Annotated in this window: 16 protein-coding genes; 3 read left to right on the top strand and 13 right to left on the bottom strand. The window is 61.8% G+C overall.

The annotated features are described in order from the left end of the window. Nucleotides 1–42: 42 nt before the first annotated feature. The 6 genes from CIB54_RS13635 to copC form a co-directional block, all read right to left on the bottom strand. Nucleotides 43–1005: a TRAP transporter substrate-binding protein gene (locus CIB54_RS13635; RefSeq protein WP_101220044.1), complete on the bottom strand. Its 963-nt coding sequence runs from the start codon at nt 1003–1005 to the stop codon at nt 43–45. 51 nt (nt 1006–1056) lie between these two features. After that, entirely contained in the window at nt 1057–1932 is an 876-nt protein-coding gene (locus CIB54_RS13640; RefSeq protein ID WP_101220045.1) for an SMP-30/gluconolactonase/LRE family protein, read from the bottom strand. 30 nt (nt 1933–1962) lie between these two features. Further along, nucleotides 1963–2778 carry an NAD-dependent epimerase/dehydratase family protein gene (locus CIB54_RS13645; protein ID WP_065953031.1) on the bottom strand — a complete coding sequence of 272 codons (816 nt, stop codon included), beginning with the start codon at nt 2776–2778 and terminating at the stop codon, nt 1963–1965. 324 nt (nt 2779–3102) lie between these two features. Next, on the bottom strand, nt 3103–4356 hold the full coding sequence (locus tag CIB54_RS13655) for an OprD family porin (RefSeq protein ID WP_101220047.1): 1254 nt from the start codon (nt 4354–4356) through the stop codon (nt 3103–3105). 263 nt (nt 4357–4619) lie between these two features. Next, nucleotides 4620–5477 carry a copper homeostasis membrane protein CopD gene (gene copD / locus CIB54_RS13660; RefSeq protein ID WP_065953033.1) on the bottom strand — a complete coding sequence of 286 codons (858 nt, stop codon included), beginning with the start codon at nt 5475–5477 and terminating at the stop codon, nt 4620–4622. A gap of 3 nt (nt 5478–5480) precedes the next feature. After that, a complete protein-coding gene (gene copC / locus CIB54_RS13665) occupies nt 5481–5846 on the bottom strand; it encodes a copper homeostasis periplasmic binding protein CopC (RefSeq protein ID WP_101220048.1) in 366 nt (121 codons plus the stop codon). Between the two features lie 116 nt (nt 5847–5962). Between copC and CIB54_RS13670 the strand changes: the two genes are divergently transcribed. Next, a complete protein-coding gene (locus CIB54_RS13670; RefSeq protein ID WP_065953035.1) occupies nt 5963–6583 on the top strand; it encodes a TetR/AcrR family transcriptional regulator in 621 nt (206 codons plus the stop codon). A gap of 111 nt (nt 6584–6694) precedes the next feature. Here CIB54_RS13670 and preA read toward each other — a convergent pair whose 3' ends face one another. From preA to hydA, 3 genes are all read right to left on the bottom strand, one after another. Then, nucleotides 6695–7969 carry an NAD-dependent dihydropyrimidine dehydrogenase subunit PreA gene (preA, locus tag CIB54_RS13675; RefSeq protein WP_101220049.1) on the bottom strand — a complete coding sequence of 425 codons (1275 nt, stop codon included), beginning with the start codon at nt 7967–7969 and terminating at the stop codon, nt 6695–6697. Then, nucleotides 7969–9336 (bottom strand): NAD(P)-dependent oxidoreductase, encoded by a 1368-nt coding sequence (locus CIB54_RS13680; protein ID WP_101220050.1) that lies wholly within the window; start codon nt 9334–9336, stop codon nt 7969–7971. Before CIB54_RS13680 ends, preA begins: the two co-directional genes overlap by 1 nt. A 151-nt stretch (nt 9337–9487) precedes the next feature. After that, on the bottom strand, nt 9488–10927 hold the full coding sequence (gene hydA / locus CIB54_RS13685; protein ID WP_101220051.1) for a dihydropyrimidinase: 1440 nt from the start codon (nt 10925–10927) through the stop codon (nt 9488–9490). Between the two features lie 602 nt (nt 10928–11529). On the opposite strand from hydA, the gene CIB54_RS13690 reads away from it, so the two are divergent. After that, complete coding sequence (locus CIB54_RS13690; protein ID WP_065953039.1) at nt 11530–13017, top strand: NCS1 family nucleobase:cation symporter-1; 1488 nt, start codon at nt 11530–11532, stop codon at nt 13015–13017. 110 nt (nt 13018–13127) lie between these two features. Further along, a complete protein-coding gene (locus CIB54_RS13695; protein WP_101220052.1) occupies nt 13128–14411 on the top strand; it encodes a Zn-dependent hydrolase in 1284 nt (427 codons plus the stop codon). Nucleotides 14412–14533: 122 nt separating this feature from the next. Here the strand turns inward: CIB54_RS13695 and CIB54_RS13700 are convergent, their stop codons facing one another. The 4 genes from CIB54_RS13700 to CIB54_RS13715 all read right to left on the bottom strand — a co-directional run bounded on the left by CIB54_RS13700 (nt 14534) and on the right by CIB54_RS13715 (nt 21001). Further along, the gene (locus CIB54_RS13700; RefSeq protein ID WP_101220053.1) at nt 14534–14992 is read right to left on the bottom strand and encodes an REP-associated tyrosine transposase; all 459 of its coding nucleotides are present in this window, start codon (nt 14990–14992) and stop codon (nt 14534–14536) included. A 211-nt stretch (nt 14993–15203) separates the two neighbouring features. Next, the gene (locus CIB54_RS13705; RefSeq protein WP_101220054.1) at nt 15204–16637 is read right to left on the bottom strand and encodes an efflux transporter outer membrane subunit; all 1434 of its coding nucleotides are present in this window, start codon (nt 16635–16637) and stop codon (nt 15204–15206) included. Next, complete coding sequence (locus CIB54_RS13710) at nt 16621–17790, bottom strand: efflux RND transporter periplasmic adaptor subunit (RefSeq protein WP_101220055.1); 1170 nt, start codon at nt 17788–17790, stop codon at nt 16621–16623. Before CIB54_RS13710 ends, CIB54_RS13705 begins: the two co-directional genes overlap by 17 nt. After that, entirely contained in the window at nt 17780–21001 is a 3222-nt protein-coding gene (locus tag CIB54_RS13715) for an efflux RND transporter permease subunit (RefSeq protein ID WP_101220056.1), read from the bottom strand. Before CIB54_RS13715 ends, CIB54_RS13710 begins: the two co-directional genes overlap by 11 nt. Between the last annotated feature and the right edge of the window lie 90 nt (nt 21002–21091).

The raw sequence follows: 21091 nt of genomic DNA on the forward strand, positions 1-21091 counted from the left end.
TGAAGCAGCGGACCGCGCCGGGCCTTGTCTGGGAGGAGGGCGTTACTGAACGGCGTCGATACGCTTGATGATGTCGGCGTAAGGCGCGCCGTACTTGGCGCGAACCTGCGCGGTGGCGTCATAGAAGGGTTTTTTGTCGACAGTGATGAACTCGACCCCGGCCTTCTTGAGTTTCTCTTCACTGCTGGCGGACTTGGCGTCCCACAACACGCGCTCGTCGGCCTGGGCGGCCTTGGCGGCCTTCTTGACCATGTCCTGTTGCGCGGGGGTGAGCTTGTTCCAGGTGATTTTCGACATCACGATGGGTTCGGGCAGGATCAGGTGCTCGGTGAGGGTGTAGTACTTGGCGTTCTGGTAGTGGTTGTGCTCGAGCAGCGTCGGCGGGTTGTTTTCCGCGCCGTCGATCACACCGGTCTGCAAGGCGCTGAAAATCTCGCCGGTGTCCATGGCGATGCCGTTGGCGCCCATCGCGTTGAACGCATCGATGAACAGCGGGTTGCCCTGTACGCGAATCTTCATGCCCTTGAGGTCTTCGAGCTTGCGCACCGGTTTCTTGGTGTAGAGGTTGCGCGTGCCGCCGTCCATCCAGGCCAGGGCCACCAGGCCGAACTCGGAATTGGTGATCTTGGCAAGGATCTCGTCGCCAATTTCGCCATCGATGACCTTGCGCATGTGCGCCTGGTCACGGAACACGAAGGGCAGGTTGAACACGTTGACGTCGGGCACCACCGGGCCGACGATGCCGAGGCTGACGCGAGTCATCTGCACGGCGCCGACCTGGGCCTGTTCGACCACTTCCTTTTCAGAGCCCAGCACGCCGCCCGGGAAGTACTTGAAGGTCAGTTCGCCGTTACTTTCTTTGGTCAGGGCTTTGCCCATGTTTTCTTCGGCGACGACCGTGGGGTAGCCGGCGGGGTGGATGTCGGCAAATTTGATTTCCAGCGCGTGGGCAGCGCTGCTGAGGGCGACGAGTGTGGCGGCGAGCAAGGTGCGTTTGAAGTCCATGGGAAGTCATTCCTGTCTTGTTATTGTTGTATTCAAGGCACAGCGATGCAGCTAGAGGATAAAGCGCGGTTCGGGCAGTCCCTGGACGCCGGGGTTGAGGGCGAACACGCCGCCGGACAGTGACTGCTCACTCGGGTCGTCACGGATCGAGGTGACGTACAGGGTGTCCAGGCGACTGCCGCCGAAGGCGCACATGGTGGGTTTTTTTACCGGTACGTGATGCGACTGGTCGAGGCGACCGTCCGGGGTGAAGCGGTGCACCAAACCGGCATCGTTGGCGCAGATCCAGTAGCAGCCGTCCGCGTCCACCGCTGCACCGTCGGGCCGACCGAGGTGTCGATGCATGTCGACAAATACGCGGCGGTTGGACGGCGTGCCGGTGTCAATGTCGTAGTCGAAGGCCCAGATCTGCTGCACAAGGGGGTGTGAGTCCGAGGCGTACATCGTGCGACCATCGGGGCTGAAGGCCAGGCCGTTGAGGGTGGTGAAGCCGCCCAATTGTGCATGGGGCGCGCTGCCTGAGGCGTAGCGATAAAGGGTGCCCTCGGCGGCGTTCAAGCCCATGTCCATCACCATGCTGCCGGCCCAGAAGCGACCCTGGCGATCACAGCGGCCGTCGTTGAGGCGCATGCCCGCGCGTGGGTGCTCGACCTCGGCCAGGCATAGGGTGTCGAGGCTGCCATCGCTGTGCGGGGTCAGCTGGAAAAATCCGCACTCCATGCCGGCGACCCAGTTGCCTGAATCAGTACGGGCAATACAGGCGAGCACCTGCGGGGCTTGCCACGTTGCAACCTGGCCCGTGGCGGCGTTCCAGCGCTGCAGCCGACCGTTGGGGATATCCACCCAGTACAGGGCATTTTCCTCGGGTACCCACACCGGGCATTCGCCCACGGCGTTGCGGGCGTCGACAATCAATTCTGCACTCATAGCCACTCATTCCCTTGGGTTGCCGTGAACTCAGTCACCAAACGGGCCTGCCGCGCAGAACGCGCCGCCCTGATAGATTCTGGCCGGGTCATTGTCAGCCACCGGCGGCTGGGCCTCGACCTGGGCGCGGAACACTTCGGAGCTGTCCTTGGGGGCGAAGCCCAGGTGCGCGGCGTAGCGGTTGTCCCACCAGGTGTCGAGGTTGTCCGACATGCCGTAGACCACGGTGTGCCCGACATTTGGCGTGTACAGCGCGCGTTCGAGCAGTTGGGTCAGGTCGTCGAAGCTCAACCAGGTGTGCATCATCCGGCGGTTCTGCGGCTGCGGGAACGACGAGCCGATACGAATGCTCACGGTCTGGATGCCGTAGCGATCAAAGTAGAAACTCGCCATGTCTTCGCCGTAGGACTTGGACAGGCCGTAGTAGCTGTCCGGGCGGCGCGGTGAATGGGCATCGAGTTGTTCGCCCTGCTTGTAGAAGCCGATCACATGGTTGGAGCTGGCGAAGATCACACGCTTGACCCCATGACGCCGCGCGGCTTCGTAGATGTGGAAGACGCCACTGATATTGGCGCCGAGCACCTCTTCAAAGGGACGCTCCACCGACACGCCGCCAAAATGCAGGATCGCATCGACGCCTTCCACCAGATGGTGCACCGCTTGTTTGTCGGAAAGATCGCAGGGTTGCACTTCTTCATGGGCGGCGGCGGGGGCCATATCGGCGATGTCTGACAGGCGCAGAACGTTGGCGTAGGGGCGCATGCGTTCGCGCAAGACTTTACCCAGGCCACCGGCGGCGCCAGTGAGCAGGATGCGGTTGAAGGGAGCAGGGCTGGTGGTGGTCATGGGCATTCCAATTTTTGTTGTAGGTTGTCGTATGACTATGCCGAAATAGTGTTAGGGATTCCCCGTGTTGTCAACGCCCTTCCAGCCAGTGAGAGCAAATGTGGGAGGGTCGGTGCGACGATTCGACTTGCCCCCGATGAGGGACTGTCTGCCAATACATCTTTCACTGAGCCACCGCTGGCTTTCGTAGGAGCGAGCTTGCTCGCGAAAAATTCACAGGCACCGCGTTCATTCAGGAAGCACGCGTTATCGTTGACATTTTTCGCGAGCAAGCTCGCTCCTACAGCACAGTTTTTTGCGGTGGCTGACAGACGGCCTGCTGCCTTACAGCAGTGATATCGGATAGCTCACAAAGATCCGGTTCTCATCGAATTCGTTGTTGCTGAAATCCCGACGCATGGTCGAGTTCCTCCAGCGCACGTTCAGATTCTTCAACGCACCGCTCTGCACGGTGTAGGCCAACTCGGACTCGCGGCCCCATTCCTTGCCGTCGGTGATCGCCCCGGTGTGTACGTTACTGCCGCTGATGTAGCGGTTCATCATGGTCAGTCCGGGAATGCCGAGCACCACAAAATTGAAGTCGTGGCGCAGTTGCCAGGATTTCTCCCGTGCGTTGTCATAGCTGGCGTTATAGCTGTCGTTGGCCAGGGTGCCGCCGCTGGTGCCGTTGATGCGCATCCACGCACTGTCGCCGGTGAGTTTTTGCAGGCCGACATAGAAGGTGTTGGCGCCGTATCTGGCCGAAAGCAGGGCGAAGGCGGTCTTGTTATCGAGGTCGCCGGCCAGCGCGCTGCCATCTTCCTTGCCATTGAAGAAACCGAGGTTGGCGCCCAGGGTCCAGTCGCCCACCGGCTGGCTGTGGGTAAGGTTGAGGTACTGTTGCTGGTAGATATCGGTCAGTTCGGCGTACCACAGGCCGACCTGGGTGCGCTTGTCGTTGAACGTGTATTCGCCGCCGCCGAAGTTGAAGCGGTCGGACGTGAACGCGGCTCTGCCGTTCATGAACATGTCTTCCATGCTCGCGTCGTTGCGCGGGCTGTTGCCGCGGAACTGGCCACCGTAGAGGGTCAGGCCGGCAATCTCGTTGGATGTCACCTGGCCGCCGCGGAAGGTCTGGGGCAGGGAGCGGCCGTCATCGGAGCGCAGGATCGGCAGCACCGGCATCCATTCGCCAACCTTCAGTTCAGTCTTCGATAACTTGGTTTTCAGCGCCACGCCCAGGCGTCCGAAGTTATCGGCCGGGCGGCCATCATCGTGCACCGGCAGCAGTTGGGTGCCGGCGGTGCCTTTGCCGCCATCGAGCTTTTGCGAGTACAGGCCCAGCACGTCAATGCCCAAACCCAGGGTGCCACGGGTGTAGCCGGACTTGGCATCCAGAATGAAGTTCTGCGTCCATTCTTCGGCCTTGCCCTGGGGATTGGTGGGGTTAGTGAAGTTGCGGTTGAAGTAGGCATTGCGCAGGTTGAGCGTGGCTTTGGCGTCTTCGACAAACCCTTCGGCGTGGGCGGTGAGGGGCAGGGTGAACGCGAGGCTGGCGAGACCGAGGCGACAGGAGGAATTGCGGGCGAATTGACTCACAGTGAGGCTCCCTTTCTTTTGTTGTTTTTATTATTTGTCATACGTTGTCGTACAACATTGGACGCGATATTTGCGGGGTTTTCGGGGTGTGTCAAGCAGAAGTTATACGATGACGTGCCGTGCCTGAATAAAAAGTGGGCAGGGTCAACGGTGGGAGGGGGCTTGCCCCCGATCGCAGTGTGTCAGTCACATTAATGTCAACTGATACGACGCTATCGGGGGCAAGCCCCCTCCCACCGTTGACCGAGTTCGACTTGGTTTTCTTATCCCGCCAGGACCATCGGAGGCAGGGTGCCAAGAAGTGAAACGGCGGCTACTGCGCAGACTCCCAGCAGCCATTCCACCATCACGCTGGCCTTCAAGCTTCCCAGCCGTTGTTCGCAGCTCTCGAGGCGCAGCCGATTCAGCAGCGCCAGCGCCAACATGCCCAGCACCAGCATCACCTTGATCAACAGGATCAGGGCAAAACCACTGAACAACGGCGTGGGCCACAACTGCCCGGTGAGCACGCGCACGTTGATCAAGCCGGTTACCAGCAAGCCGGCGACCAAGCCATAACCGACGCTGCTGAAGCGCCGCAGCACAGGCTCCAGCCGGTAGTCCTGCGTACGCCCGAGGGTCAGCACCAACAACAGCAAACCACCCAGCCAGGCGCCTACGCACACTAGATGCACCACCTGATTAAGGATCAATAATTGCCCACTCAGCCCATTGAGCATGGCGCCATGGCCCACTGGTGCCAGGGTCACCAGCATCAGCACTGTCAGCGGCAGGCGCAGCGCCGGCCAGGGCTTGATCAGCGCGATCACCAGCAGCAGGTTCAGCAGCAGGTGCCAGGTCCACACCTGGCCGAAGAAGGTCTTGCCCAACACCCGCTGGACGGTCGCCGGTTGCAGCGCCGCGTCCCAACCGCCGGCCATGCTGGCGGTGATCAACAACAGCCACGCGATCCCGGAACCTAGCCCCACCCAGGCCAGGCCACGGGTGATGCGCAACAATTGCCGGTCAAGTGCCGGGAGCACGGCCGCGCCGAGCAGCAGGGGCCTGAACACACAGGTCCCGAACATCAGCAGCACGACGATGAAATGCAGGAAGCGGCACAGCACCAGCAGGGTTGCCATGGCTTATTGGCCAACCTTGAAGCTGTATTCGCCTTCGCTTTTGTGGGTATCGACGGACACCGCGTGCCATTCGACTTTGTAGGTGCCGGCCGCCAGCGGTGCGGCAGGGGTGACCACCAGGGTTTTCTTGTCGGTGTCCGGGGTTTCCAGGCCCTTGATCGCGATTTCCGTGCCGTCCTTGCTCAGGGACACCTTGGTGAAGGTTGCTTCGACGCCTTCGCTGAACGTCAGGCGCATATCTTTTGGCGCAGCCACACTGCTGTCTTTGGCTGGCGTGGCGCTTTCAAGGTGCGCATGGGCAAATGCCGCGGACGCGCCCAGCAGTGAGGCGAGCAGGGCGAGGGTTGTCAGGGAATTCTTGATCAACATTGTTCAATACCAATCAGAGGATAGAAGGCGCCAGTGTACGAAGTTTCGGTTCGGCGTGTCGCCCCGATCTAGAGCCGATGGTAGTCTCTAGGTCGTGTTGTTGTCAGGGAGCCCTTATGGGCAATCACAAGATCGGCATCCGACGGATCAACGTCGAGAAAATCCTGCTGGCGGCGGAGAAGGTCTTCGCTGAAAAAGGCTATGGCAGCACCGCCATGGCCGACATCGCCAAAGAGGCGCAACTGCCGCGCTCGAATCTGCATTACTACTTCACCACCAAGAGCGAGCTGTACAGCGCGGTGCTGTTCGACCTGCTGGAGGTGTGGAAACAGGACGCCCTGAGTTTCGAAACCTTCGATGACCCGCGCGTGGTGCTCAGCAGTTACATTCGCGCCAAGATGCAGCGCTCGCGCACACGGCCGTATGGCTCGAAAGTCTGGGCCAACGAAATCATCCACGGCGCGCCAACCCTCGGTGAGGCGCTGGATGAAAGCCTGTACGACTGGGCCAAGATGAAGGAAGCGAAAATTCGCCAGTGGGTGCAGGACAAACGCATCCTGCCGCTGGAGCCGTCGAGCCTGCTGTATATGATCTGGGCGTCGACCCAGCACTATGCGGACTTCGATCACCAGGTGAATATCTTGAATGATCACCAGCCGTTGTCGGATATGCAGTTTGAGCGGGCGATTCAGACGGTGACCGGGGTAATATTGCGCGGGATCGGGTTAGAGCCTTGAGTCTTGGAGGGAGGCTGAGGGCCTCATCGGGGGCAAGCCCCCTCCCACACTTGAATGTATTCCAAATCAAAATGTGGGAGGGGGGCTTGCCCCCGATAGCGGTCCGAAGGCCTACACCGCCTCCCGATAAGGATTGCGCGGGTCCTGGGTCCAGTTCAAAAACGGCTTGCCCGTGTCGATCGGCACCATCTCGATGCAGTCGGCCACCGGGCAGGTGATCTGGCACAGATTGCAGCCCACACACTCGTCATCGATCACCTCATATTTATGCGTGCCATCGGCCTGTTTCAAACTGGCGATGGCCTGGTGCGAGGTGTCCTCGCAGGCGATGTGGCAACGCCCGCAGCCAATGCAGGCGTGCTGGTCAATCTTCGCAATCACCTGGTAGTTGATATCCAGGTATTTCCAATCGGTGGTGTTGCCCACCGCGCGCCCGGAAAACGCCTGCAAGCTGGCGTAACCCCGACTGTCCATCCACCGCGACAAGCCATCCTTCATTTCTTCAACGATGCGAAACCCATGCAGCATCGCCGCCGTGCACACCTGCACCGCGCCGCAGCCCAAGGCGACGAATTCGGCGGCGTCACGCCAGTTGCCGATGCCGCCGATACCGCAGATCGGCAGGCCCTGGGTCTGCGGGTCACGGGCGATTTCGGCGACCATGTTCAAGGCAATCGGTTTGACCGCCGAGCCGCAGTAGCCGCCATGGGTACTTTGTGTGCCGACCACGGGCAGGGCGACCATGCGTTCCAGGTCGACGCTGGTGATGGAGTTGAGGGTGTTGATCAGCGACACTGCATCGGCGCCGCCACGATACGCCGCGCGCGCGGCCACGCGGATGTCGGTGATGTTGGGCGTGAGCTTGACGATCACCGGCAGTGAGCAATAGGTCTTGCACCAGCGCGTCACCTGTTCCACATACTCCGGCACCTGGCCGACCGCCGCGCCCATGCCGCGTTCGGGCATGCCATGGGGGCAGCCGAAATTCAGCTCGATGCCGTCGCAGCCGGTGGCTTCTACCAGCGGCAGGATGGTTTTCCAGGACTCCTCGACACAAGGCACCATCAGCGACACGATCAGTGCGCGGTCCGGCCAGTCCTTTTTCACCTGGGTGATTTCGCGCAGGTTGATCTCAAGGGAGCGGTCGGTGATCAGCTCGATATTGTTGATACCCAGCACTTCGCGATTCGCCCCGAAGTGGGCCGAGTAGCGCGACGACACATTGACTGCCGCCGGGTCTTCACCCAGGGTTTTCCACACCACGCCGCCCCAGCCGGCCTCGAACGCGCGCACCACGTTGTAGGCTTTGTCGGTGGGGGGAGCGGAGGCCAGCCAGAACGGGTTGGGGGCTTTGATACCGGCGAACACAATCGACAGATCGGCCATTACGCGGCCTCCACATTGAGCATGAGTTGGGCATGCATGGCCTCGGCGGCCAGCTTGCCGTGTTGCACCGCCTGCACGGTGAGGTCCTGGCCGAGGCTGACGCAATCACCGCCGGCATAGACCCCGGGAATGCTGGTGCGCAGGTGTTCGTCGACAAAGATGCGTTCGCCCACGCGGTGCAGCTGCTGGGCCAGTGGGTCGTGCAGCGCTGCATTGTCAAAACCCTGGCCGATGGCCTTGAAGATGGCGTCGGCGGCCAGCTCGAAGGTTTCGCCGGTGGGCTGCAGGCGACCGTTTTCCAGGTGTGTGCGGGCAAAGCGCATGCCGCGTACACAGCCCTTGTCGTCAAGCAAGACTTCTTCGGGCTGGGCCCAGGTCAACAGGCGTACCTGATTGGCCTTGGCGATGTCCTGTTCATGCTGGGTCGCGCCCATGTCGGCCACACCACGGCGGTACACGAGGTTGACGTCGCGGGCACCGAGGCGCGCCATTTGCACGGCCATGTCGATGGCGGTGTTGCCGGCGCCGAGCACGATGCAGCGGTCGGCCAACGGCAATTGGGTGAGGTCATCGGCTTGGCGCAGTTCGCGGATGTAGTCGGTGGCGGCGAGCAGGCCGGGGGCGTCCTCGTGGGGCAGGCCGAGGTGTTTGCTGGCCGCCAGGCCGAGGCCGAGGAACACCGAATCGAATTGCGTGTGCAGCTCGCTCAGGGTGAGGTTGTCACCCAGGCGCTGGCCGTGACGGAGCTCGATGCCGCCGATTTGCAGGAGAAAATCCAATTCCTTCTGAGCGAAGTCGTCCACCAGCTTGTACTTGGCGATTCCATACTCATTCAGACCGCCGGCTTTTTCCCGGGCTTCGAAGATCACCACGTCATGGCCATGCAAGGCGGCGCGGTGGGCGCAGGCCAGACCGGCGGGCCCTGCGCCGACTACGGCGATGCGTTTACCGGTGGGCGCGGCGCGTTGGAAAGGGTGTTCGCTGAAATGGGCGTTGTCTACCGCGTAGCGTTGCAGCAGGCCGATCAGCACCGGGGCGCATTCTTCGGCGTTATTGCGCACGCAGGCTTGCTGGCAGAGGATCTCCGTGGGGCAGACGCGCGCGCAACTGCCGCCAAGGATGTTGGCCGAGAGGATTTTCTGCGCGGCGCCTTGCACGTTCTCGGTGTGGATATGGCGGATGAACGATGGGATATCAATGTCGCTGGGGCACGCGTTCACGCAGGGCGCGTCGTAGCAATACAGGCAGCGCGAGGCTTCCAGTCGGGCCTGGCGGGCGTTGAGGGGCGGCGCCAGATCGCTGAAATGGTTGGCGAGGGTGGCCCCGTCTTCGCGGGGGTGGGGGAGGTGGGTCAGGGTCTGGATCACGGTAGTGGCCTCACGGTTTTTGGTTTGCCTCTAAGTGGGCATTTTTGTTGCCTTCACTGGCCTCATCGGGGGCAAGTCGAATCGTCGCACCGCCCCTCCCACATTGAAATGCATTCCAAGTGTGGGAGGGGGCTTGCCCCCGATAGCGGTCTCAGCGTTTCACAGCCACAGGCCTGGAATGCTCCGCCCGCTTGCTCAACTGTTCAAACACCGACGGGTACGCCGGCCGTTCCACATACCGCCCGGCACCCCGCTCGGCGCGCAGGTCGCCATCGGCCCAGACCAGCTTGCCCTGGCTGATGGTGTGGCTCGGCACGCCGCGCACGGTCTTGCCTTCGAAGATGTTGAAGTCGACTTGCTGATGATGGGTCTTGGCGGAAATGGTGCGCGTACCGTGCGGGTCCCACAGCACCAGGTCGGCATCGGCGCCCACGCGAATCGCGCCTTTACGCGGGTAGAGGTTGAAGATCTTCGCGGTGTTGGTGGAGGTCAGCGCAACGAATTCCTGCATCGACAGGCGCCCGGTGTTGACGCCTTCGTGCCACAGCAGCGCCATGCGGTCTTCGATGCCGGCGGTGCCGTTGGGGATCTTGCTGAAGTCGTCACGCCCGACAGCCTTCTGCTCGGCGCAGAAGCAGCAGTGGTCGGTGGCGGTGGTGTGCAGGTTGCCCGATTGCAAACCGCGCCAGAGTGCCTCCTGATGCCCGCGCGGACGGAACGGCGGGCTCATCACGTAGCCCGCGGCAGTCTGCCAGTCCGGGTGTTGATAGACGCTGTCGTCCAGCAACAAATGGCCGGCGAGCACTTCGCCGTAGACCGCCTGGCCCTTGCCCCGCGCATAGGTGATTTCGTCCAGTGCTTCCTGGGTGGAGACGTGCACCAGGTACAACGGCGTGCCGAGGGTCTCGGCGATGCGGATCGCCCGGCTGGCCGCTTCGCCTTCCACCTGGGAAGGGCGCGACAGCGGATGCGCTTCCGGCCCGGTGATGCCCTGGGCCATCAATTTGCGTTGCAGGTGGTAGACCAGCTCGCCATTTTCCGCATGGACCGTGGGTACCGCGCCCAATTCGAGGCAGCGCTCGAAACTGGCCACCAGGGTGTCATCCGCGGCCATGATCGCGTTCTTGTAGGCCATGAAATGCTTGAAGCTGTTGATGCCGTGGTGGCTGACCAGTTCGGCCATTTCCTCGCGTACCTGCTCGCTCCACCAGGTGATCGCCACATGAAAGCCGTAGTCGGACGCCGACTTCCCGGCCCAGCCGCGCCATTGGTGGAACGCCTCCATCAAGGACTGCTGCGGGTTGGGTATCACGAAGTCGATGATCGAGGTGGTACCGCCCGCCAGGCCCGCCGCCGTACCACTGAAAAAGTCTTCACTGGCCACCGTGCCCATGAACGGCAGTTGCATATGGGTATGGGGATCGATGCCGCCGGGCATCAAGTATCGACCGCTGCCATCGAGTGTTTCAGTGCCGGCGGGAATATCCAGGTCCGTGCCGATCGCACGTATCAGACCGCCTGCGCAAAATACATCGGCGCGGTAACTTTCATCATGGGTAATAACGGTGGCGCCACGGATCAACAGCGACATGTCGAGTTCCTCACAGGCTTGACCGGCTTGTGCCAGTTCTAAGTGTTGTAATACCGCTCGCCGATGGCGGGTTAATTCCTGTCATCGGTGACAGGAATAGAAACTAGCCCGAGTTTTTCGATTGGGCAAGAATATTTTTATTAGCCTTTTTGTTGTCTTAACCTAATGATTTTTAAGAATAAAAATATTAACTCACCAAAATGAAGCAGCGGCATACCCTTTTGACGCACTTGACAGGTTGCTCATTTGAGCAACATTTCTTATTGCAAATCAGCCGCTTGAGAGACGGCGCTTGACGAGGCCGGGAAATAAAAATAATTGTGGTGCACCAGATTGAGTCCTGAAGGTTCGGATAACTTTGGTGCTAGCGCGCCTGAGTCGCACGGCACGTTGTTAAGACACCCTCGGGCAATTGGATAAAGCTGATAAACATCAGCCAGTTATATAGGCAGTGTGGGTTGCGACGCGGTTGTCGGCACGGTAATTGAGTGCAGTGACGGCTGGCCGGGCCTGAGATGTCATGTTGTCTACGAGGTACTCCGGCCACCTGCCTCAACCGTGCAGGTGAGCAACAATAATTTTAAAAAAACCGTGGAGCGGCCATGCAACAGAACAGATCGCAAGTCATTGAACGCAACGGCCTGTACGAACTCGACGCTGGCCCCGACGTCCTCGACAGCCCTCGCTACAACCACGACATGGCACCGACCAAGGTGCACGAACGCACCTGGAACACGTGGCATATCACGGCGCTGTGGGTCGGTATGTCGATCTGTGTGCCCACCTACACCCTGGGCGGCGTGCTCACTGCGTACTTCGGGTTGTCGGTGGGCGAAGCGCTGATGGCGATTTTGCTGGCCAATATGGTGGTTCTCATCCCCCTGACGCTTAACGCATTTCCTGGTACGAAGTACGGCATTCCCTTTCCGGTACTGTTGCGCTCATCGTTCGGCATCCTGGGTTCCAATGTGCCGTGCCTGATCCGCGCGCTGGTGGCGTGCGGCTGGTTTGGCATCCAGACGATGTTCGGCGGGCTGGCGATCCATCTATTTCTCGGCTCGATTTTCGAGGGCTGGAAGTCCCTCGGCGGCACCGGCGAGGTGATCGGTTTCATGATGTTCTGGTGCCTGAATTTGTGGGTGGTGTTGCGTGGCGCCGAGTCGATCAAGCGCCTGGAAACCCTGTCGGCGCCGTTGCTGGTCGCCGTGGGTATTGGCTTGCTGGTGTGGGCGATGCCGAATGTATCGATCAGCGAACTGATGGCGATCCCGCCCAAGCGTCCCGAAGGTGCGAGCCTCACCGGTTACTTCATGGCAGGCCTCACCGCAATGGTGGGTTTCTGGGCCACGTTGTCGCTGAATATCCCTGACTTCAGCCGCTACGCCAAAAGTCAGAAGGATCAGATCCTCGGGCAGATTTTCGGCCTGCCGCTGACCATGTTCCTGTTCGCCGCCCTGGGCGTGATCATGACCGCTGCCTCGGTAAAGCTGGTGGGGGTCAGCGTGTCCGACCCGGTCACCCTGATCGGGCATATCCAGAGCCCGGTGTGGGTCGCCATCGCCATGGCGCTGATCATCATCGCCACCTTGTCGACCAACACGGCGGCGAACATCGTTTCGCCAACCAACGACTTTCAGAACATCGCGCCCAAGCTGATCAACCGCACCACGGCGGTGATTCTGACCGGTCTGGTGGGGTTGGTGCTGATGGCCCATGAGCTACTGAAAAAACTCGGACTGATCGTTTCCGATGTCAGCCTGGAGACGGTGTATTCCAACTGGTTGCTCGGTTACTCCAGCCTGCTGGGGCCGATCGCCGGGATCATGGTGGTGGACTACTTCATCACCCGCAGACAGCAGCTTGACCTGGCCGGACTCTACCGCGATGACGTGTATCCGGCCTGGAACTGGAGCGGGTTTATCGCGTTCGGTGTGCCGGTGGTGCTGACCTTGCTGTCCCTGGGCAGTGATGCATTCAGCTGGTTCTACAGCTATGGCTGGTTTACCGGTTCGGCGTTGGGCGGGGTGTTGTATTACGCGTTGAACGCCAGGCGCGCGATCACCCCGGTCGCAGCCAAATCATCTTTGTGAACACGGTCAACAATGTGGGAGGGGGCAAGCTCCCTCCCACATCTGGCCACTTTTTTGACTGTTGGAATCGTGTCAATTCATAAGAACCTGTAGCCTGAGGAGATCCCCCCATGAACGCTGCCCTCGACGTTCTGCAATCGACCCATCAGCACATCAACCGCGACCGTTTGTGGCAGTCGCTGATGGACCTGGCCAAGCTCGGCGCCACCCCCAAGGGCGGGGTGTGCCGCCTGGCGCTCACTGACCTCGACCGCAAGGCCCGCGACCTGTTTGTGCAGTGGTGCGAGGAAGCCGGCTGTACCGTGACCGTCGACGGCATCGGCAATATTTTCGCCCGGCGCCCGGGGCGCAACCCCGACCTGCCGCCGGTGATGACCGGCAGCCATATCGACACCCAGCCCACCGGCGGCAAGTTTGACGGTTGCTTCGGTGTGTTGGCCGGTGTGGAAGTGCTGCGTACCCTCAACGACCTCAAGCTCGAAACCGAAGCGCCGCTGGAGGTGGTGGTGTGGACCAACGAAGAAGGCTCGCGCTTTCCACCGTGCATGATGGGCTCCGGGGTGTTCGCCGAGAAGTTCAGCCTGGCCGATACGCTGGCCAAGGTGGATGTGGATGGCGTCTCGGTTGGCGAAGCGCTGAACGCCATCGGCTATGCGGGGACGCGTGCTGAGAGCGGGCACACAGTTGGTGCTTATTTCGAGGCGCATATCGAACAAGGACCGATTCTTGAGGATGAGAAAAAAACCATCGGCGTGGTACTCGGAGCCCTCGGGCAGAAGTGGTTCGACCTGAAGTTGCGGGGCGTTGAAGCACACGCGGGACCGACGCCGATGCACCTGCGCAAGGATGCTCTGGTAGGCGCGGCAGCGGTGGTGGCCGCCGTCAACGCCGCAGCATTGGAGCACCAGCCGCATGCCTGCGGGACCGTGGGTTGCCTGCAGGCGTATCCCGGTTCGCGCAATGTGATTCCCGGCGAGGTGCGCATGACTCTGGATTTTCGTCACTTGGAGCCGGCACGCCTGGATTCGATGATTGCCCAGGTGCGCAAGGTGATCGATGCAACCTGCGACAAACATGGCTTGAGCTTTGAACTGCAACCCACCGCCGACTTTCCGCCGCTGTACTTCGACCAAGGCTGCGTGGACGCCGTGCGCAACGCGGCCAATGGCCTGGGGTTGTCGCACATGGACATTGTCAGCGGGGCCGGGCACGACGCGATTTTCGTCGCCGAGCTGGGCCCTGCGGGAATGATTTTTGTGCCGTGCGAGGGTGGCATCAGCCATAACGAAATCGAGAATGCTGCGCCGGATGACCTGGCGGCGGGGTGTGCGGTGTTGTTGCGTGCCATGGTGGCGGCTTCAGCAGCCATTGCCAGCGGCAAGCTCGCCGCCTGAAATGTGGTAAAAAATGTGGGAGGGGGCTTGCCCCCGATGGCGGTGGGTCAGTCAATAAAGCTGGTGACTGATACACCGCCATCGGGAGCAAGCCCCCTCCCACATTTGAACTGTGTTTGACGTCAGATCCATATGGCATCCCACAAGGGGTAATCGCCAATCCGCTCGACCAACCCTGCGCGCAATGGATTGGCCACCACATACCGGGCCATTTTCACCAGGTCATCTTCTTTGCGCAGCGCGCGGTCGTGGAAGCTTTCCTGCCATAGCCGGCCCTTGCGTCCGGTGGCGCCGTTGACGGTTCGTGTGCTTCTGGATTTTACCTGGCACATCAGGTCTGCCAGTGAGCCTTTTTTCAACTCGATGATCCAGTGGAAATGGTCGGGCATGATCACCCATGCCAGGGAGTTCGCCAGCCCTTGGTGCTGAGCGGCCCGAAATTGCCGGACCACCAGGCGCCCCAGATGAAAGTCACTGAACAGGCGAATGCGTTCATGGGTATTGGTGGTGATCAAGTAGATGCGATTCGGTTCGCTCAATCGGCCGATGCGCAGGCGATGTGAAGCGGGTAGATCAGGCATTCCCTGGCCTCTCTGCTAAGTGGACTCTGAGAGGCTAGAAGGGGTGGGCTGACTGTGATGTGCAGGCTTTTGGCAGGATGTGTCTGGAAGGCCGCTATCGGGAGCAAGCCCCCTCCCACAGGGGGCCTGCAGTGTTCATACATTGTGTGTCTGGCGCGGAACCAGTGTGGGAGGGGGCTTGCTCCCGATGAGGCCGTAACAGGCGCCGCCGTCAGTGCGTCTGCCCCTCGCTTCCAGCTTGCCACCCACCCCCCAACGCCGTCACCAATCCCACGCTCGCCTGCAACTGCCGCGTCTGCACCGCCTGCAAGGTTCGCTGCGCCTGCAAGGCCGCCGTCTGCGCGGTGACCACATCCAGGTAACTCACGGCTCCGGCCTGATAGCTGTTCATCGCCAGCGCCTGGGTGTGCTGCGCCGCATCCGCCGCCGCCTGTTCATCCTGGGCCTGCTGCTGCAAGTCGCGCAGTTGTGCGAGGTTATCTTCCACCTCGCGCACGGCTTTCAAGACCTGGCTGCGGTACTGCGCCGACGCTTCCTCAAATTCGGCCCTGGCCTGGCGTTCGTTGGCACTCAAGCGTCCACCATCAAGGATGGGCAGGTTCATCAACGGCCCCAGCGCCCAATAGCGATTGCCCGCTGAAAGCAGATTGCCCACGCCCTGCGTCTGGCCGCCAATCAACCCGGTCAAACTGAAATCCGGATACCACGCCGCCTTGGCCACGCCGATAGAAGCATTGGCTGCAAACACTCGCCGTTCCGCCGCAGCAATATCCGGGCGACGTTGCAGCAGGTGGCTCGGCAGTTGCGCTGGAATCCCTGGCAAGGCCATTAACTGCGGGCTGGGTGGCAATGAAAAGTGGCTGGCCGCGACGCCGACCAATTCGCCGATGGCATGCTCGGTCAGGTTACGTTGCCCGCGCACGTCATCCAGCTGCGCCCTGGCCTCGGCCAGTTGATTTTGCGCACGGGTGAGGTCCAGTTCCGATGCGATCTGCCCCTCATAACGGCTACGGGTGAGTTGCAGCGCCTGGCTGAAATCCTCCAGCGAGTGGGTGAGAATGCGGCTCTGCGCATCCAGTCCATTGAGTTGCACATACAGCGTTGCCAACTGGCGTTGCAGGCTCAGGCGCGCCACGGCCAAATCATCCCCGGATGCTTGGGCCTGGGCGTCGCCGGCCGCGACCTGGTTGCGGATCTTGCCCCACAGGTCCAGCTCGTAACTCAACGAGAATCCGGCGGTGTCGCTGTTGTACACCGACGGTTGCGTGGTGCCGCGCAACGGCCTCGAATCCGATTGGCGCTGGCGCAGCGGCTGGGCGCTGGCGGTGAGCTGTGGGAACAGCCCCGCCTGCAGTTGACTGGCGTATGCCTGGGACGCATCGAAATGCGCCAGCGCTGCGGCCAGGTCCGGGTTGGCCGTGAGCAGTTGCTGTTGCAGCTCATCGAGCGTTGGATCTTTGTACAGCTTCCACCACTGAGGCGCCAATAGGTCGGACGGCTGCGCGCTGTGCCACGGGCCGTCGCTGGTCTGTTCGCGATAGCCCGCCGGCAGGTCAACCGACGGCACTTGGTAGGTGGGGGCCATAGAGCAGCCTTGCAAGGCCAGCAGCATCACTGCCGCAAGCGGGTTAAGCCTTGGGCGCATGGACACCCCCGGTGGCATCGGCCAGTTGTACCGCGTCGCCTTCGCGCAGGGCATCGGGCGGGTTGTCGATGATGCGGTCGGCAGGTTTCAGTCCGTGGTCGATCACCAGGCGTTCGCCCAGGTCCAGGCCGATATGAATAGCTTGCAGGTGCACATGGTTCTGCCGGTCCAGCAGCGCGACCTGGGTGCCCTGGGCACGGAAGATCAACGCGCTGGCCGGGATGCTCACGCCATGGGTGTCCGCCGGAATCGGCAAGGTCGCTTCGGCGTAGTCGCCGGGCAGCAGTTCACCGTTCGGATTGTCGGCGACGAACTGCGCGAGCAAGGTGCCGGAGCGTCGGTCGATGGCCGTGGAGTCGCCGATCAGACGCGCCTTGAAGTGTTCGCCCGGATGTTCGGGCACCGTCAGCTCGGCTTCCAGACCTGGGTGGATTACCGCCGCGTAGTTCTGTGGCACCGGCACGTACAGGCGCAACTGGTGGGTGTCGGCAAGGCTGAACAGTTCCGGATCGCTGTCGGTGTCGGCCTTGATCAACTGGCCGATGTCGGTGTTGCGCGCGGTGATCGTGCCGGCGAAGGGCGCGCGCAGGGTCTTGTAGCTTTCCAGTGCGCACAGCCGCGCGTAGTCGGCGGCGGCCGCCTGGGCATTGGCTTTGGCGGCGGCGGCATCCGAGGTTTTCTCATCGGCCTCCTGGCGTGACACGGAATGGCTGGCCAGCAGGTTTTGCCAGCGCGTTGCGGTGGTGGCGGCCAGGCGCGCGTTGGCCTGTTCCTGAACCAGGTGGGCGTGGGTTTGCGCCAACTGCTGGTCAAGGTCCGGGCTGTCGATTTGCGCGAGGATTTGCCCGGCCTTGACCTGGCTGCCGATATCGACTTTCCAGTCCTTCAAATAGCCGCTGACCCGGGCATGGATCGGCGCCTTGCTCCAGGCCTCCAGGTGCGCCGGCAAGCGCAGGGTGTCGCCACTGGCATTCTGTTCGGGCTGGAACACCCTCACCTGGGGGATGGCCGCGGTTTCAGTCCAGGCGGTCACTGATTGCTCATGCAGCGTGCGCGCGTGCAAGCCGTTGGCGACCAACAGGGCGGCCAGGGTCAGGCCGCCGACACCCATGAGCATCAGACGCTTGCGCGAGGGTTTTTGATCAGACGACATGGGACGTTTCTCCAGCAATTGCGCGAGTAGGATGACGACCGTGGACCAGGCTGAAGACCACGGGAACAAACAACAAAGTGGCGATAGTGGCGAAGATCAACCCACCGATCACGGCGCGGCCCAGCGGCGCGTTTTGTTCCTCGGACAGCGCCAGGGGCAGCATGCCGATGATCATCGCCAGGGCGGTCATGCACACCGGGCGAAAGCGCGTGTAACCGGCTTCCATCGCAGCTTTCAAGGCATCGCCATGTTCGGCCAGGCGTTCACGGCAGAAGCTCACCACCAGGATCGAGTTGGCGGTGGCCACGCCCATGCACAGAATCGCGCCGGTCAGGGCCGGCACCGATAACGAAGTGCCGCTGAGGAACAGCATCCACACGATCCCCGCCAATGCTGCGGGCAGCGCGGTGATGATCACAAAGGGGTCGGCCCAGGATTGGAAGTTGACCACGATCAGCAGGTAGATCAGCACCACAGCGCCGAGCAGGCCGAAGCTCAACCCGCTGAACGCCTCGTGCAGCGCATCGATCTGCCCGTGCAGGCTGATCGTCGCGCCTTTGGGACGCATGGACGCGGTGTCATCCAGGACTTTTTGCACATCACGGGCGACGCCACCGAGGTCGCGGCCCTGCACGTTGGCATACAGGTCCAGGGTGGGTTCGATGTTGTAGTGCGTCACCACCGCCGGGCTGTGTACCCGCGAAATAGTCGCCACGCCGCCGAGGATCTGGGACTGGCCATCGGCACCGGTCACCGGCAGGGCCTCCAGCGACGGCAGGCTGTCGAGGCGGTATTGCGGCGTCGCAGCCACGATCGAATAGGACACGCCATTGGCCGGATTCAGCCAGAACGTGGGCGCCACCTGGGAGCTGCCGGCGAGGGAGGCGACCATGCTGTTGGTCACGTCTTTTTCGGTGATACCCAGGCCATTGGCGCGCAGGCGGTCCACATTCACCTGCAGCGACGGGTAACCGGTGGACTGCTGGATACGCAGGTCGGCGATGCCCGGGACGTGTTGCAGGCGCCGTTCAAGCTCCACGGCATAGGCACGGTTTTCTGCATCGTTGCGCCCGGAAATCTTGACGTCCAGCGGTGCCGGCGCGCCGAAGTTGAGGATCTGGCTGCTGATGTCTGCCGGCAGGAACGCAAAGTGGCTGCCGGGGAAGCTGTGCGGCAGGGCTTCACGCAGCTTTTTCACGTAATCGGCGGTGGGCGCGTGGTCCTTTTTCAGCGTGACCTGGATATCGCCGTCCTGCGGGCCGATGGTGCCGCTGCTGCTGTAGGCCATGTCGATGCCGCTGAGCGGGATGCCGATGTTGTCGACGATCGTGTCCAGCTCCTGCGTCGGGATCACCTCGCGAATCCGCGCTTCGATGCGGTCGAACGCGGCGGCGCTCTCCTCGATACGCGTCCCCAGCGGCAGGCGCACATGCAGCGCCAGTGCGCCGGCATCGGTCGCCGGGAAAAAATCCTGGCCCAGGCTCGGCAGCAACACGAACGAGGCCAGCACGCAGGCGAGAAAACCCAGGATAAAGCGCTTGCGCGCGCCGAGTGCGAGCATCAGCAGGCCGTGGTAGGTGTCGCGGATATTCGAGAAATGTCGCTCGAACCCTTGCTGGAAATTCAGCACCGCTTGCAGCGCGGCATGGCGCGGCTTGCGGTGCTGCTCACCGTCGTGATGGTTGATGAATGGATCTTCCGGATGATGCCCCGGGCCTTGCTCCGGTACGTGGGGCTTGAGCAGAAACATCGCCAGGGTCGGCACCAGGGTGCGCGAGAGAATGAACGAACTGGCCATGGCAAAGATAACCGCCAGCGCCATCGGCCGGAACAGATACCCGGCGATGCCTTGCAGCAGGAACATCGGCACGAACACGATGCAGATGCACAGCAGCGAGACGAACGCCGGGCCGACGATTTGTGCGGCACCGTCGAGAATCGCCGTCTTCACCGCCTTGCCTTGTTCCAGGTGCCAGTTGATGTTTTCGATGGTCACCGTGGCGTCGTCCACCAGAATGCCCACCGCCAGGGCCAGGCCGCCCAGGGTCATCACATTGAGGGTTTGCCCGCTGACCGCCAGCAGCGCAATGGCCGACAGCACCGCCAGGGGGATCGACGCGGCGATGATCAGGGTCGAGCGCCAACTGCCGAGAAACAGCAGGATCATCGCACTGGTCAACAGGGCGGCGATGATGCCTTCCTGGGCCACGCTGCCCACCGACTGCTTGACGAACACCGAGGCGTCGCCCAGCAGTGAGGTCTTCAGCGAGGGTGGCAGGGTTTCGTTGATGCGCGGCAGCATCTGGCGGATGCCGTCGATGATCGAGAGCGTAGAGATACTGCCGTTCTTCAAGGCCGGCATCAGTACGGCGCGATGGCCGTCGACGCGCACGATATTGGTCTGTGGGGGCGAGCCGTCCCGCACGTGGGCCACTTGGCCGATGGTGATGATCGCGCCGTCGACGCTCTTGATCGGCAAGTCGTTGAGTTCATCGATGGCTTTGGGACTGTTGTTCAGCAGGATCGTGTATTCGTTGGGGCCGAGCTTGGCGGTGCCCACCGGGATGATCTGATTCTGCAGCGCCAGGGCGTTGCCCACGTCCTGTGCCGACAAACCCTTGGCCGCCAGGGCCTGGGGATCGAGGTCCAGGGTGATCTGGCGCTGCTTGCCGCCCATCGGCGTGGGCATCGCCAGGCCGGGCAGGGCGCTCAGCGGCAGGCGGATATTGTTCTGCACCAGGTCGCGGATTTTCGCCTCCGACAGGCTCGGGCTGGAAAACGCCATTTGCAGGATCGGCACCGTGGACGCGCTGTAGTTGAGGATCAGCGGTGGAGTGATACCCGGTGGCATCTGCTTGAGCACCGTCTGTGACACCGCGGTGACCTGGGCGTTGGCGGTGCGGATATCCACGCCGGGCTGGAAGAAGATCTTGACGATGCCCATGCCCGGCAGGGATTGCGATTCGATATGTTCGATGTCGTTGACGGTGGTGCTCAGGGAGCGTTCGTAGGTGTAGATCACCCGCCCGGCCATGGCGTCCGGCGACAGGCCGTTGTATTGCCAGACCACGGCGACCACCGGGATACCGATATCGGGGAACACGTCCGTGGGCGTACGCAGGGCCGCCATGGGCCCGATGATGCAGATGAATATGGCCAGCACGATAAACGTGTACGGCTTGTGCAGTGCGGTCTTTACCAGCCCGAGCATGCGTGAGTCTCCGAGAAAAGCAGGATTGCAAACCCCGGCAGTCTTGCCCGACCCACCTAACACGCACCTTTCAGCCAGGTGAAGGAAGAT

This window comes from Pseudomonas fluorescens (assembly GCF_002837185.1).
GTDB classification, from domain to species: domain Bacteria; phylum Pseudomonadota; class Gammaproteobacteria; order Pseudomonadales; family Pseudomonadaceae; genus Aquipseudomonas; species Aquipseudomonas fluorescens_AM.